The sequence below is a fragment of the Paenibacillus polymyxa M1 genome, assembly GCF_000237325.1.
Classification (GTDB): domain Bacteria; phylum Bacillota; class Bacilli; order Paenibacillales; family Paenibacillaceae; genus Paenibacillus; species Paenibacillus polymyxa_C.
Window position 1 is genome coordinate 2,431,362 of record NC_017542.1, and the last position, 16,139, is coordinate 2,447,500.

Here is a 16,139-nt window from a genome sequence, read left to right on the forward strand (position 1 = left end):
ATGAGTTTTCTTAGCAATTTATTCAGAAGAAAGCCACAGGCCGAACCGCGGCCGTTATTCTATGATATTGTGTGCCCTTATTGCTTTAGTAAATTTTCCCCAGAAGAAGTGGTATTCCGTGCTTCCCATCACCGTGAAGATGATGAGGATTACGCTTTGGGTGAAGATGAACTGTTGAACAAATATCGGGAGCGTTTTGGCTTGGATAGTGTACATGATATGGAGGCAATTCTTCATCCCTATGATGTACCTGAGGAACATCGCTTGTATTCAGATCATGTGTTGACAGGTCTGACGGACCGTTACGGTGAGCTGACACGTCACCGACTGTGCCCACACTGCCATAACGAGCTGCCTGTGACCGCAGGCAAGGTGCCGAGTAATATCATTTCGATTATTGGAGCTTCGCAGGCGGGAAAATCTGTATTTATGACCTCTCTGATTCACACGCTGCAGCATGTGACGGCCGATCATTTTGATGCAGCTTGCATGCCGCTTAATGCAGAGATCAGCCGCAAGTTCCGCACGATGTATGAGGAACCACTGTTTGAACGAGGCGATCTGCTTACATCGACACAAAAAGAAAAGATGCAGGAGCCTTTTATTTTCCAGTTTGTATTTAAGGATGAGGAAAAGCCACCACTGACATTGGTATTTTTTGATGTAGCTGGTGAGGGTATGGTCGATCAGGACTATCTGGGACTTCATGGACAGCATATTAAAAATTCTGCGGGTATTCTTTTTATGGTCGATCCACTGCAAATCCGTTCTATCCGGGAACGTATTAAGATTAATCTTGGCGATAAGCCTGGTGAATGGGTCTCGCAATATGATGAACCGCGTGATGTCGTACTTACGATGTTCGGTGACTTTATTGCATACCAGGAAAAAGGCAAGACGGACATTCCGACCGCTGTGGTCCTGACCAAAAGCGACATGCTTACTGCGCTGGCAGATGAAGAAGGCACATATATCAAGACAAACAGCAATATTTTTAATCCAATGGAACATCGCAAATACATGGATTTGGATGAGTTCGCGAACATTGATGGCGAAGTTCGGCGCTTTATCGAGAAGGTGGATAAGCCGTTCAAGGGCACAATGGATGTATATTTTACAGATACAGCCTATTTCGCAGTTTCTGCTCTAGGTAGCAATCCAGTGGACCAAAAGCTGCAAGGGTTGGTTAGTCCGATCCGTGTAGATGAGCCATTCATCTGGCTGCTCTATAAGTTGAAGTACATTGAGGGGAGAGAATCACATTGAGTTTATCTACCTCTCATATGATACAGCAGCAAATGTATACACGGGAACGGCGCGGTATTTTCCGTTCTACGGAAGGCTTCGATACAGTAGCTAATTCCAAAGGGTTGGATGCTTCATTTATTAAAAAGGTGTTGCATCCTTTATGTGTGTATGATGCGCCTGCGGCTTTGACAGCGCGTGGCGAGAAGCAGGAGAGTGTCTATCCCGAAGCTTTACATCTGGTACGGACAGAATCCGGGGGTGTTGTGCTCGGACGCAGTATTTATAAAGCAGCGGATTTCACTGGGCTTCGGAGCGCCTTTTTTACGCATAACTATGTGATTCCGGCTGGACATGGTGAATCTCCGTCTGATTATAAGCAGTGGCTGAACACTTCGTTTGCCGATACCTATGATATTGAGCAGGGAACGGAATTACCGGAATTAGAGCGTCTACCAGGTGGTAGTGTATTTCCCGCTGTTGACCCGTCTGCAGTACTGGCTCAATTGCAGCTGAGCGAAGAAGTGTTCAAGCAGCTTTTATACGCTGTAATGATGTCAGCTGCGGGTCGCAAAAAGGTATATGTAGCGCTGAATGTTCCAGCAGAAGCGGTAGCATCTTCAGCCAAACAGCTACTGGGTGTGTTGTATGCGGCATTGCCTTATGCATTTCGCAACAGACTCGGATTTCTTACATATGCGCAGGAACCGAACAGCAGAAAAGGCATTCACTTAATGTTTGTTGAGCCATTCAGCTTGCGTCCCGGTGATCGGAATGTAGAAAAGGACTTTGTATTTGACCTCTCTAACAATAGTCGAATACTGAATGTGGATACAGAGCAGGCGAAACAGCCGTATTTTGACTGGATTGTCCGTACGCTACTGAATGGCGAGGCTCCAGACGATTTTCTCAAATTTGCCGAGCAAATGCTGACAGGCATGGAGGCAGGGCGTGAACTAACGCCTTCCAGCTATCATGAGCTCATTACGCTGTACAGAATTGAGCAGGGAGAGCGGTCATTATACAACGAGCAGCGAATCACTGTGTTACGAAGCTTGACTGATTATTTATCGCCATCCGATGCGCTGCCACGTAAAATGCGGCTGAATGATCTATTTCTGTCCTTTTTTGATCATGAGTTTGATCGGGTGAAGGATGGACACATTCCAGATGTAGGGCTGGTTGATTGCTTCAAGGACTATTATAAAGTTCATGCACGCAGTAGCGAAAATCGGCTGGTGGAGTATTTAATCCGTTCGCTAAACAACGCTTATACTGCCAGAAATACGGAAGCAGTCACGTATATTTATCATACGATTGAAGAGAATCCGTCATTAGGCAAGGTCTATTTTACGAAAGTACTGGGTAATCCGGCACTCACGAAAATGCTGTTCATTCCCTACATGGACAGTCAGATGAAAAGAACGCCTGATGTAAAGGGTCTATTGGCTGTGGTGCATGAATGGGGCAGTCGGTATATCGAAGTGTCAGCGAATGCCGATTTTCAGCTTTTGGCCGAATCTGCATTGATGGGCAAGCTGCGTGCCGAGAGAAAGCCGGTAGAGGCTGTGGCTGCCATTCACCAACGCTTCCGTCAATGGGACAGTAGTTCTGCCGTGGGCACACTGTCCCCGCTGCAGCAATCCGGATTAACAGAGCGCTTACGGGAAGCATCGGATCGATATTTACTCACTGAAGTAGAGCTAAAAGAAATATCACCTGATCAGGTCGTACAGATTCCCTTTTTTACACGGCCCGATTTGGTGCAGTGGGTTGGAAAGTTGCCTGTTCCTCTCAAGGGACAAGCAGTGCGATTGATTGCGGCTTATGATTGGTTTAACACGGAGGACCCGGAACCATCGGTGCTAGACGGTCTGGAGCCAAGCGAAGTAGAAAAGGTGCAGGATTGGGCTTACGGTTGGCTGCCCCAGCAGCTTGCAGAAGGCCATTTTGCCCGTCTGTTGCCAGCTTTCTATCGTTCTGATGGTACTGGCGAAGGAATACTGGATTTTGCCCGCCTGGTCAGTTCGATCCGCAAATGGGCAAAGGATAACGATACGATGTACCGCTTTATCCGCTGGTCGGAGGAACACGCTGAGTTTGCTACTCCACGTGGTGGTTTTGAACCAGCCTACCGGCGTGCGTTGCTTTTATTCTTCCAAAAGGAAGGACGAGAGGGCCTGCATAAAAAGACGCTATGGCGTCAATATTTTGAACCAGCTAAGCCTGTTTTTAAAAATTTCTATCAGGCAGCAAAGCGTGAGACAGACACGCCTTTGGTCAAAACGCTTCGTCGTTTCCGCAAAGGCGGGGTGATTTCCGGGATCGTATTAATCGTTATTGCAGGAACATTAGGCGGTCTGAAAGCAACCGGGATCATTGGATCTGTTGACACACCAACGCCTGCCGCTGCTCCAAAGCCTGTACAACAGCCAGTAGAGCCTACAGTGCCGGTAAAAGAGGAGCCTGCTGCAATAGTGACACATGTACCTAACACCAAGTCCACTACGAAAATGGTCAAGCTGTTGTTTGCGTTTCAAACATCGGCAGAGCAGGCAGAATTTAAGCCTAAAAAACTCGTCATTGTCGGTGCGGATCAACAGGAGCACTCATACGAAAATTTTACGCTTACTGAACAGAACGATAAGAGAGCAGCCAGTAAAGCTAACAATGGTTCGTCCGGTGACGTTAACACTGAGGGCGCTACCACCAAAAGCAAGACAGGTGCCGGAGAATCCACAGGAAGTGGTTCTACAGATCTGAGCGGTACATCCAGCGGAAAAAGCGCTGATCAGACTGGAGCAGTGACAGACAACACAGCCGGAGGCGCGACTTCAAAGATATCAACTGAGGGTAGCGGTATAGCAACCGATCAAACCATCACCAGCACGTCCGATGATGGTACAGGGACAACGGAATATGATCTCGACAAGTATCCTTATCGTACGCTGTTGACTATTTGGCAACGGCTAGAGCTAAATGATGCTAGCACGGTTACTGTGGATGGAAAAGATTATCCGCTGGTTCAAGTGAAAGCTGCGAACTAAGCAACTATAGACAGTAAAAAGACGGGTTCTTTTTGGAACCTGTCTTTTTATATGTATAAATTTATACATATAATGTATTCGTGATTCTGAAACTGACTGTATTTAGTAGACGATCATTTTACGAAGGTATTGACACCAAATAGGCAGCTGATTAAAATTAGTTGGAATTCAAACTATTAAAATTCGATGGATAAGGAGGTTAGCAGTGAAATGGGAAGTGAGGTGTATCCCGTTTGTCTTCCTTGGGAAGAAGAGAGCACGATGTACTTAATTAAATGGATTTTCACCACCGTCCGGCGTGAGATTGAAACAGCACTGCGCCCTTTGGGGCTTACCTCCCCACAATCGCAGACGCTCTATATACTGGCGATGTCGCCTGGAGTCACCAATACGGAGTTGGAAAAGCTATTGCTTATTGATAAATCAAGTGTTACCAGCCTGGTAAACGGGATCGTTAAGAAAAACTGGGCAGTACGCCAAAGTCATCCGGAAGATGCACGAATGAAGCAGATTTATTTGACCGAGGAAGGCTTGGAGATTCACAAGGTAGCCGAACGTACCATTGAGCAAATTAAAAGCTCCGTAGGCAAAACGTTATCTGTCGGAGAGTCGGAGGCGCTGCGTGGTTTGCTCAAAAAAATTCTTCACGATTACCGTCCTGCGAATGCTTGCGTTTGAGCGGATAATTAGAAAAGTTTGCCCGGCTGAGGAATCTATGAGCTATAAAATGTCACCTAGATAAGATGTTTACAGGAGAGGGAGAAACCAAATGATAAAAGAACAAACTTATCCCAATGCGGATAAGCTTATGCGTGTTTTGGCCTTCACACTTGTTTTTTCAGTGATGAACGCTTTTATGTTTAATGTTGTTATGCCTGTGATTCGGGAGGAATTTCATATTAGTGCCTCCGATGTAAGCTGGCTACTGACGGGTTATATGATCGTGTATGCAGTTGGCTCGGTGACCTACGGCAAGCTTGCAGATAAGTATCGTCTCAAAGATTTGCTGACATTTGGGATTATATTTTTTGCACTAGGTTCGCTTATTGGACTGTTGGCCAATCAATTTTGGATGTTAATTGTAGCCCGTTTGCTTCAGGCCACGGGGGCTGCTGTTATTCCGGCAACCGCTATGATTGTTCCCGTTCGCTATTTCTCAGCTGAAAAAAGAGGGCGAGCTTTAGGCGTCACAGCAATCGGCTTAGCATTAGGTACTGCGCTGGCTCCCATTATTTCCGGTTTGATTACAGGCTTTGCGAGCTGGCGTTTTTTGTTCGTCATTTCCATGCTGCCACTGATCGCTTTGCCGTTCTTTCGCAAATACCTGGACGATCAGCGAGGAAAGGATCAGAAGTTCGATTTTCTTGGCGGATTATTGCTGGGTGGAACAGTGGCCTGCTTGTTGCTTTCCATTTCACAAGCCAATATGATGTTTTTTCTGATCGGTGTGGTTTTATTTGGACTGTTTATATGGCGCATTCATACTGCCCACGATCCGTTCATCCAGCCGAAGCTGTTCCGTAACAAGCAATATTCATATGGGCTTCTTATCGCTTTTTTAGGGACGGGGATTAGCTTTGGATTGCCGTACTTGGCGCCACAGTTTTTGAATAGTCTCAACCAGCTTACACCAGCTACGATTGGACTGATTATGTTTCCCGCTGCTATTGCGTCTGCTCTATTAGGAAAAAAAGGGGGGCGTTTGGCCGATAGCAAAGGAAATTCAGTTCTAGTTTATACAGCCGTATCGCTATTGTTTATCTGCTTTATCAGCTTGTCTACATTTGTAGGTGCATCTCCGTATCTGATTTTGTTTTTGCTTATTTTCGGAAATGTAGGTCAGACCTTTATGCAGATTGCCATGTCCAACACGATTTCTCGTACTTTGTCGAAAGATCAGATTGGTGTTGGAATGGGGCTGTTATCTCTGTTGAATTTCATTGCCGGGGCGATGACAACAAGTATTTTGGGCAAAACGTTAGATAGTTCGTCGTCCTTTCATTTGAATCCGGTCGTATCTAATGTCCAAGTGTTCAATTTCAGCAATATATTTACGGTGCTTGCGCTGATTGCGCTTGTGACGATGGGGCTTCACGCATTGCAGTTCCGGCGGGGTCCGCGCGGTAATACACCTGCTGTCGAATAAGGATAAACATTTTATGTAAGCTCATGCCATAACAAGGGTATAATATAGAAGGAGAAATTTTCTATGGAAGGACGGAGTGCCCAGCATGACAAGAAACCTTCAATATGTACCCTATGGTTATGAACCGCCAATCGAAACGCACAAAGGGACTATGGTCTACTATGATACGTTTGAGCAGACTACAGCTAGTGAGCTGGAGCTTTTTGCCGAAACGGGGGCTGCACTGTCTTTTACAAAGCTGGTGCTGTATCCGCTACATGAAGAAACGGTCAGAAGAATGTGGAAGCAGCCAGTACGCTCGTATTATAAGCGGGTCGACGAGCTGGGAGAGTGGCAGCGAGAGCAGGCTTTGAGTGCTGTTGTGATTGAGAACTGGGAAGGTAAGCGAAAAAAGTATACGCCAATTGAAGCAACCATTCGTTTTTTGGCGGAAAAGTATGCAACTCCGCTTTTTTTGTATATGAGTCCTGAGACTGCTAATTTGTGCGCTTCCTATGCATCCTTTGGAGAATGGATTAGAAACGTCAGGTTGCTGCTTTCGAGTGAGCCATTGGAACTTCATCCCAAGCTAGTACAGTACCGTAATCGCTGGAACACAGTAAAAGAAGCAACAAACCGCGACTCTAAGGTTGACAAAGAGGAGCATGAATTATAGAATAGAACTAATCGTAAAAATTACTATTGTAATTGTATACCATGTATTCCAATTGAGGAGGAAGAATAAATGCGCGTTATTGTTACCTTGGCATGCACCGAATCCGGTGATCGCAACTATACAACAACCAAGAACAAAAGAAATCATCCGGAGCGTATTGAAATGAGAAAATACTCTCCGCGTTTGAAAAAGTACACGATTCATCGTGAAACTAGATAATTTGTGGTTTGCTGCATAGCAACCTGAATGATCTCTTCCTGAGCGAAGCCTGTAAGTTTGCAAAAAGCCTGCGTTATGGAACCGGCGAAAACTTGAATTAGTCCAGTGGACAGAGCGTCCAAAGTTAAAGCTAGCACCTAAGAGAACGGCTTCTTTTCATGGTTGTATGATGGATGCTGAGCTACAGTGGCACGCTTTGCCTTTTGAATCGAAAGCACGTGGTCACCGAGTTTTCCTATGCTGATGTCAGCATGCGGGACGAGCCGGAGGACCATTCACAATATGCTTATATAACGATGAAGGCTGACGAAAGATACGGAGCGTTCGTGTAATGGGCGATGCAATATTTACGGCATCGTTTGCTTGTCGTTTACGACCTTGAGCACAACCGTTATGATCTGTCGTCTTTTTTTCTGAGACATAACCGTTCCTTTTGCCAACTGATGGAGCATTGCGTCAGTACGTTTGAAGATTGAAACTAAAACTACATGAAAGATTAGGTGAAACAAATGAAAAAAGATATTCATCCAACATTGAACAAAGTCATCTTTTTGGACCCAAGCTGTGGATTCACTTTCCTGAGTGCTTCTACTAAATATTCGCAAGAAACGATGGAATGGGAAGATGGCAACACTTACCCAGTTATCCGTGTAGATACTAGCTCCGCTTCACATCCGTTCTTCACTGGTAAACAAAGAAACGTGGATATTGGTGGACGTGTGGATCGCTTTAACAAAAAATACAACCTTAAGTAAGACTCGTGGAGAGCTATGTTTACGGATTATATCAATAATTCGTAAACATAGCTTTTTTGTTATCTACGATTACTTGATACAGCCAAAGCCCAATAAGAACACGAAAGCAGCAGCTTCTCCGGAACGATCCGTGAAGTTGCTGCTTTTTTATGCTTAATGAAGCTGTACAATAGTCGACAATACTAATCTTGGCAAACTGATCATTTTAAAACGTAACTCCATACTTCGCATGAGGCTGTCTTAACTTAAAAATAATCGCAGGTTTCTAGCCTGCGATTATTTTTTTATAGAACAAGTATTATGGTTAAGGGAAGATCCGGATAAATCACTCGCGGAAATGAGTTATTTGAAGAATATAGTTGGGGACTTAGTGCAACCAGCATCAATTATATAAGATTTTGTTCAGAATTGGTTCAGAGCTTTCGTATATATTAATCGAAACGACATAAATCACTTATTTTCGACAAATATAGGAATAAAAAAATAATATAAACGCATTATTTATCGATAAATTCAGTGAATAGGCTTTATTAACTTTGAATTAGGTAGAAACATTTCGAAGATTGAATAGGGTCGTTTTACTTAAAAGTAAATTAGGAGGTACAACCATTGAAGGTTTATTCACTTAAGTGGGCAGCCGCTCTTGTTGCTCTTCAGGCGACGTTTGGTACTTCTGCTCACGCTGCAACGCCTGCCAATAATTCGTTTTCAGATATATCCTATGTGACGAATGATAAAATGGTGGCCATCCAAGAAGCTGTACGCCAGGGGCTTTTATCGGGAGATCCTCAAGGAACTTTTCGCCCTGCAGCAACATTAACTCGCCAGGAGCTCGCAGTATTATTGGTCAGAGCTTTAAAATTGGACCCTATTTCAAGTTCTTCTACTTTTAAAGATGTGCAAAGCAAACAATTTGCTGCGCCATATATAGAAGCCGCACAAAAAGCCGGGCTTCTATCCGGGGATGGATTAGGAAACTTCCGTCCGAACGATTCTGTTACGCGTGAAGAGCTGGCAGCTGTGTTTGTTCGTGCAGTCGGAGGGGTTAATGCAGAGGGCGGATCAAGTATTTTGCCTAAAGATCAGTCCTCGGTAAGCCAATGGGCGGCTGGAGCGGTAGATAAGGCACTTCGTTTGGGTTTAATTGACATTCATGACAGCAGGCTCAATCCCACAGGTGAAGTAAAAAGGGAGGATATTGCTCCTTTCCTGCTGGATATTTTCAAAACTCAAGAGCAAACGGCTACGATCAATAGCGTTGATGGAGATATTGTAACAATTGATAATGTTCCCTATTTAATAGAAGGAAAGTTGAAAGAGTTGATCGGAAACTCCAATAAAGATGCGTTAAAGGGAGCTATATTAAAGTTTAATTCGCGCAATCGTAATGTGGACGGGCTACAACAATTGGAGATCGTGCAAAAAGATGTTGTGTTAAACACCAATGGTCTACCGGAAAGCAGCCTGCTTCGAATTTCGGGTGATGGTGTTCAGATTAAAGGGGATACCAAAGGAATAATTGAGCTTAAAAACGGTGTCTCTAATATCCAGCTGAATGGCAACGTAAACCATCTTACTGTGAATTCCGGCAGTGATATTTCTATTAAAGGAACAGGGACAATTGGGGAGCTAAAAGTTGCCAACGCAAACGCTAAAGTGACATTGAACCCGAATTTTAAAGTTGAAACGATTAAGCTACCTAAAGATATTTCTGTTTCACAAGTTATCCAAAATTACAACGAAGTACAAAAGCAGATTGGACAAATTCAGTCCGCTGACGGGACGGTTCAAAAAACGACTACAGTTACATCGAGTAGCGTGACATTTTCATCTGGAGGTGGAACTTCAACAAATTCAGTGACTAACCATGCGCCAGGCGTTACTACCGGGTTTACAGATATTACGTTAAGTACAGCAGATGAGCCTAAAAAGATTAATCTGGCAAATAGCTTTACCGATGTTGACGGAGACACTCTGACTTACACAGCGGAATCTTCGGTCACGAACGTAGCGACGGTATCGGTGAATGGAAGTCAGCTGATTCTCACACCAGTGAGCGCAGGAACAACCAAGATCACGGTTACGGCGAACGACGGCAAGGGCGGGACCATAAATAGCCAGTTCAACGTGACGATCACGCCGGTGATCCCGGAAGCTGTGAACCATGCACCGACGGTGGAAACGTCGATCAGCAATGTAACGGCAGGAGTTGCAGACGGCATCAAGACGGTGAGTCTTGCAGGTGTGTTTGCAAATGAAGACAGCGATGTGCTGACATACACGGCAACCTCGACGAATGCAGGGGTGGCGACAGTAGCGGTAAACGGAAGCGACTTGAAAATTACACCAGTGAACGCGGGTACGACCACGATTACGGTAACGGCAAATGACGGTAAAGGCGGCACGGTGGATACACAGTTCAACGTGACAATCACGCCAGTGATCCCGGAAGTTGTGAACCATGCACCGACGGTGGAAACGTCGATCAGCAACGTGACGACAGGAGTTGCAGACGGCATCAAGACGGTGAGTCTTGCAGGTGTGTTCGCAGATGAAGACAGCGATGCGCTGACATACACGGCAACCTCGACGAATGCAGGCGTGGCGACAGTAGCCGTAAACGGAGGTGACCTGAAAATTACGCCAGTGAACGCGGGTGTGGCCACGATTACGGTAACGACAAATGACGGTAAAGGCGGCATGGTGCATACACAGTTCAACGTGACGATCACGCCGGTGATCCCGGAAGCCGTAAACCATGCACCGACGGTGGAAACGTCGATCAGCAATGCAACGGCAGGAGTTGCAGACGGCATCAAGACGGTGAGTCTTGCAGGTGTGTTTGCAGATGAAGACAGCGATGTGCTGACATACACGGCAACCTCGACGAATGCAGGCGTGGCGACAGTAGCGGTAAACGGAAGCGACTTGAAAATTACGCCAGTGAACGCGGGTGCGGCCACGATTACGGTAACGGCAGATGACGGCAATGGCGGTACGGTGGATACGCAGTTCAACGTGACGATCACGCCGATGATCCCGGAAGCCGTGAATCATGCACCGATAGTAGAAACGTCGATCAGCAATGTGACGACTGGAGTCGCAGATGGCATCAAGACGGTGAGCCTTGCAGGTGTGTTCGCAGATGAAGACAGCGACGCACTGACATACACGGCAACCTCGACAGATACGGGCGTGGTGATAGTAGCGGTAAACGGAAGTGACCTGAAAATTAAACCAGTGAACGCGGGTACGACCACGATTACGGTAACGGCAAATGACGGTAAAGGCGGCACGGTGGATACACAGTTCAACGTGAGAATCACACCAGTGATCCCCGAAGCTGTAAACCATGCACCGACGGTGGAAACGTCGATCAGCAACGTGACGACAGGAGTTGCAGACGGCATCAAGACGGTGAGTCTTGCAGGTGTGTTCGCAGATGAAGATAGCGACGCACTGACCTTTACCGCAACCTCGACGGATGCGGGGATAGCGACAGTAGCGGTAAACGGAAGCGACCTGAAAATTACGCCAGTGAACGCAGGCACCGCCATGATTACAGTAACGGCGAACGACGGTAAAGGCGGCACGGTGGATACGAATTTCACTCTAACGCTGACTCCTTTACCTGCTGTTAATCACGCACCTGTTGTTCAAAGCACGATAAATGATATTTCTACAGAAGCGGGTGCTATGGACACAACTATTGGACTTGCTTCAACTTTTGCAGATGAAGATTTGGACTTGCTAACGTATTCCGCTGGTTCATCGGACCCTAGCGTAGCAACGGTTTCCGTTACAGGCGATCAACTGAGTATTACTCCGCTTGCAGTCGGGAGTGCTACAGTCACAGCCACCGCAGATGATGGGAAGGGGGGAACCGTTCAAACGATCTTCCAAGTCACTGTTGGAGAAAAAAGAGGACTTTTCTTCTCTGAGTTGGCATGGGGGGAGGGCGACCCTATGATGCAGATTATTGAGCTTTATAATGCGGGTTCTGAGGAATTGGATGCTTCGAAAATTAGAATTGAACGCAGTGATAGTGGAAATTCGATCGAAATAAGTCAAAACGCTGGTGCTTCTATTCCAGGTGGAGCTACTTTTGTGATAGGAGATACCATGTATTTTGGTGATGCACATGTAGATTACTTCATGGATATGGGATTTTATAACGACGATTCAACACCTGTCACTTTATCGCTCTATTACGATAATCAGTTGATTGATACGGCCGTGTTTCAGCCTCATACCACTATAGCTAGACAATCCGATGTTACCCATGGAAATGCAGGCCACTACGAGGCGAGTGAATGGTTTGATGAAGGTATCGATTATACGGATAATATCGGTATCTTTAACAGTGAGGCACCGTAATGAATAAAAAGAATAGAGGGAACATCATGAGTTCTAAGCCCAATAAATGGCTGATTACATTAGCCTTGGCTGCACTTGTTGCTCCAACGGCTTTGCAGACGATTGCATCTGCTGCCAGTGATGCGTCAAACGGAGTAGCTCTGGCGAGCCTGCCTTTTAAAGACATCAATAATATTACTTCAGAGCAAAAGACAAGCATCCTGCAAGCCATTGAAGCTGGACTTCTGCATGGCGACCCATCCGGATCTTATCGGCCAACGGATTTGTTGACTCGTCAAGAAATGGCGGTTCTATTGACTCAAGCTCTGCAACTCTCTATTTCTAAAGTATCAAGCAGCAGCTTCTCGGATGTAGACGCGAAAAGTTGGTCGAGTCCTTATATTGAGGCTGTACACCGTGCAGGACTCATGAATGGAGACGATGGCTCCAAATTCAGGCCTAAAGCGGTAGTAACCAGGGAGGAGGCGGCAGTTCTGCTTATGCGGGCCGCCGGGCTTCCTATTACAGCTGACGCCACGGAGTCTGCTAAACTTACTGATTGGAATCGGGTCAGCCCGTGGGCACGGCCATATGTTAATACGGCTTTACAGTCGGGCTCCATGAAGACGGTTCAGTCTGGTTTCAAACCTAAATCGTCTGTTCAACGTCAAGATATAGCTCAGTATATGATGTCTACCTTTTTCCCTAAAGACCACGTAGTCCAACTCCAAAAAGTAGAGGATGGAAAGGCCTGGATTAACGGGATTGAATATAAACTCTCGGATTCAGTTAAAGGAATCCTGCAAACCTCTAACCAGGAGATTCTTAAAGGAGCAGATATTCAATTTGTAGCATCACAGCGGACCATTGAATCGATCACCAAACTGGTCATCCATGCGAGCGGGCAAGCCCCGATAGGGCAAGCTTCCGAATTCAGCGGCAATCTTGTATTAGATGGTCATAACTCCTCGATTGACGGAGATCTATCCATTGACGGTGATTACATTTCGGTTATGAATTTGAACGTCAAAAATAGTTTTACAGTTACATCAAGCCTTGCACATGATTTCTATGCCTCTAAATTTACGGTACAAGGAAAAACTTATATTCAGGGCGGTGACCAAAACACCGTATTGTTTGACACATCTGGGCTGCAGGATGTCGAGGTATCCAAACAGGATGTCCATGTAGTCATTCAAGGAAGTTCGACGGTGGATCAGATGACGTTGACTTCCAATGCAACGCTTGAAAATGATTCATCCTCATCGATACAGCAGTTGAATGTTCTTACCGGTGCCCAGCAGGTAGAGTTGCAGGGGACTATTCAGCAATTGTCAGTCAACAGTGATCAGCCCGTAGCTCTGACAGGCCAGGCCTCCATTAATACATTGGTGGTGAGCAGTTCCTCCTCGGTCAGTCTGGAGGTAGCTGGAACCATTTCAAATTTACAAGTAAATAACTCTGAAGCAAATATTATTGTAAGCTCCTCCAGCCAAGTCACGAATACTTCATTTGCACCAGGTGTGTCCTCTTCGACGGTATCAGGAGTCACTACAACTTCTTCCAGTAGCTCTTCCGGTAGCTCGCGCTCTACGGTTGTGACCAATACAGCACCGAAGTTAGTAACCAAATATGACGATCAAGCCGTAACGGTGGGCGATTCTGAACTTCAAATTGACTTGCTTGGTCATTTTACGGACGAGGAGCAGTCCGAGCTCAAATATACGGCAGTGTCGTCTAGTACAAAAATCAGTACAGTCCGAGTAGAGGGGACAAAACTGTTTATCAAGGCTGTTGGCAAAGGGACTGCGACCATTACGATCGCTGCAGATGACCAGTCTGGGAAAAAAGCGGGAACGAATTTCAAGGTCCGTGTCAATGAATCTCCTGTTTCATTGGGTATCCCCGATCAAAGCGAACAGTTGGGAAGCGGCGACGTAATCTTATCATTAGGATCGTTTTTTACGGATTCTGAAAATGATCTCATGACCTATGAGGTAGCGATCGATGATCCTTCCATCGCTACCTTTACCCTGATGGGTGATCAATTGGTATTAACTCCGGCAGTTGTAGGACATGCCCAAGTTACTGTCAAGGCGTCCGATGGTCGGGGAGGCAGCGCAAACCAGTCGTTTCAATTAGTGGTAAGTGCGGGACCTAATCAAAATCCGGTTGTAAATCAGAAGCCAGGCAACCAAACGCTCACTGTGGGTGATGCGGACTACATTCTGGATTTATCCCCGGTGTTCCTTGATTCGAACAGCAACCCACTGACCATCTCGGCAGAATCCTCGGATCCTTCCATTGCGACGGTCTCCGTTAACGGAAACCAAACTACGGTTCACGCGGTTTCCTCAGGAACAGCAAGCATCCAGCTAAAAGCGGCTAATGGCCTTGGAGGCGAGGTTAAAACCAATTTTGATATTACTGTTAATGATATTACTGTTAATGAACCTCCGGCATCCATGGGAATTCCGGATCAAACGAAACAAATCAATTCAGGTGACATTCAATTATCTTTAAACGACTTCTTTACCGACCATGAGAAGGATTCGTTGTCATACAGCATTGATATTTCCGATTCTTCGGTTGCAACTGCAGTGCTCAATGGGGACACGCTTTCCATTACACCGTTAAAGATTGGCAGCACATCAGTATCCGTTAAGGCATCCGATGGTCATGGAGGCAGCACAAGCCGGTCGTTTCAAATGGAAGTAACCGCTGTACCTAACCAAAATCCGGTTATAGATCAGCAGCCGGGTAATCAGACACTGATTTTAGGTAATTCAGATTATACCCTGGATTTATCTTCGGTATTCCACGATCCCGATGGCGACTCTGTGGACGTTTCTGCAGAATCTTCGGATTCGTTAGTCGCTGCTATATCCGTTAACGGAAACATAGCCACAGTCCATGCAGTTTCCCCAGGAACAGCAACGATTACGCTTAAAGCAGAAGATGGCCGTGGGGGCGAAGTTGCTACTAATTTTGATGTTAGCGTCAATGAATCCCCGATTTCCACAGGGATTCCGGATCAGATGAAAGAAATAAATACAGGCGATATTCAATTGTCCTTAAATGATTTCTTCTCCAGTCCTGATAACGATGTTTTAACCTACGATGTTCATAGCGTTTCTGAGCCGACTGTTGTGACTGCTGCCGTTTATGGGGATATGCTTACTCTTACACCATTAATGATCGGAAGCACATTAGTATCGATCAAAGCAACAGATGGCCGTGGAGGGGAAGTAATCGAAACTTTCAAAACCACCGTCACAGCTGGACCTCCACAGAATCAAAATCCAGTAGAAACTAAACCTGCCGACCAGTCGCTTACTGTAGGTGATGCGGTTTACTCACTCGATTTAGATTCCGTTTTTACAGATCCTGATGGAGATACGTTGACCTTTAAGGCAACCTCTTTCGTTCCGTCTGTTGCTTCGGCGGAAATCACTGGAGACCAATTGAAAATTCAGGCACTAAGTGCAGGGACGACAAGCATAGAAATCAAGGCTACGGATGGTCGCGGAGGGGAAACTTCAACTACCTTCCAGGTCAATGTCCAGTCATCCGGTTCGTCTAATCCATCTTCAAATCAACGCCCTCAAGTAGAAGCTGCCATTTATGAACAAGTGTTGACTGCAGGAGTTACCAATGCAAGAAGCTACGACCTATCCCAATTGTTCAGTGATGCTGACGGGGATGCCCTGACGTTT

Annotated in this window: 9 protein-coding genes (1 of these 9 only partly in view); all 9 read left to right on the forward strand. The window is 45.9% G+C overall.

Going from position 1 to position 16,139, the window contains the following annotated elements:
* Entirely contained in the window at positions 1 to 1,266 is a 1,266-nt protein-coding gene (locus PPM_RS11075) for a TRAFAC clade GTPase domain-containing protein (RefSeq protein WP_013370936.1), read from the forward strand.
* Positions 1,263 to 4,292, forward strand: coding sequence for a hypothetical protein (locus tag PPM_RS11080; RefSeq protein WP_013370937.1), 3,030 nt, complete (start codon positions 1,263 to 1,265; stop codon positions 4,290 to 4,292). The genes PPM_RS11075 and PPM_RS11080 overlap by 4 nt, the downstream gene beginning before the upstream one ends.
* A gap of 210 nt (positions 4,293 to 4,502) precedes the next feature.
* Positions 4,503 to 4,970: a MarR family winged helix-turn-helix transcriptional regulator gene (locus tag PPM_RS11085; protein ID WP_013370938.1), complete on the forward strand. Its 468-nt coding sequence runs from the start codon at positions 4,503 to 4,505 to the stop codon at positions 4,968 to 4,970.
* Between the two features lie 91 nt (positions 4,971 to 5,061).
* Complete coding sequence (locus PPM_RS11090) at positions 5,062 to 6,438, forward strand: MFS transporter (protein WP_014599703.1); 1,377 nt, start codon at positions 5,062 to 5,064, stop codon at positions 6,436 to 6,438.
* 85 nt (positions 6,439 to 6,523) lie between these two features.
* Positions 6,524 to 7,093, forward strand: coding sequence for a hypothetical protein (locus PPM_RS11095; protein WP_013370940.1), 570 nt, complete (start codon positions 6,524 to 6,526; stop codon positions 7,091 to 7,093).
* A gap of 69 nt (positions 7,094 to 7,162) precedes the next feature.
* Entirely contained in the window at positions 7,163 to 7,312 is a 150-nt protein-coding gene (gene rpmG, locus PPM_RS11100; protein WP_013370941.1) for a 50S ribosomal protein L33, read from the forward strand.
* Positions 7,313 to 7,821: 509 nt separating this feature from the next.
* A complete protein-coding gene (locus tag PPM_RS11105; RefSeq protein WP_013310118.1) occupies positions 7,822 to 8,067 on the forward strand; it encodes a type B 50S ribosomal protein L31 in 246 nt (81 codons plus the stop codon).
* Positions 8,068 to 8,676: 609 nt separating this feature from the next.
* The gene (locus tag PPM_RS11110) at positions 8,677 to 12,444 is read left to right on the forward strand and encodes an S-layer homology domain-containing protein (RefSeq protein ID WP_014599704.1); all 3,768 of its coding nucleotides are present in this window, start codon (positions 8,677 to 8,679) and stop codon (positions 12,442 to 12,444) included.
* 26 nt (positions 12,445 to 12,470) lie between these two features.
* Positions 12,471 to 16,139 carry the 5' portion of an S-layer homology domain-containing protein gene (locus PPM_RS11115; RefSeq protein ID WP_014599705.1) on the forward strand. The gene runs 921 nt beyond the window's last position, so only the first 3,669 of its 4,590 coding nucleotides appear in the window; it begins with the start codon at positions 12,471 to 12,473; the stop codon falls past the right edge of the window.

Coding starts and splice junctions, on each gene's coding strand:
- PPM_RS11075 (WP_013370936.1), top strand. CDS start 1: ATGAGTTTTCTTAGCAATTTATTCAGAAGAAAGCCACAGGCCGAACCG.
- PPM_RS11085 (WP_013370938.1), top strand. CDS start 4,503: ATGGGAAGTGAGGTGTATCCCGTTTGTCTTCCTTGGGAAGAAGAGAGC.
- PPM_RS11090 (WP_014599703.1), top strand. CDS start 5,062: ATGATAAAAGAACAAACTTATCCCAATGCGGATAAGCTTATGCGTGTT.
- PPM_RS11095 (WP_013370940.1), top strand. CDS start 6,524: ATGACAAGAAACCTTCAATATGTACCCTATGGTTATGAACCGCCAATC.
- rpmG (WP_013370941.1), top strand. CDS start 7,163: ATGCGCGTTATTGTTACCTTGGCATGCACCGAATCCGGTGATCGCAAC.
- PPM_RS11105 (WP_013310118.1), top strand. CDS start 7,822: ATGAAAAAAGATATTCATCCAACATTGAACAAAGTCATCTTTTTGGAC.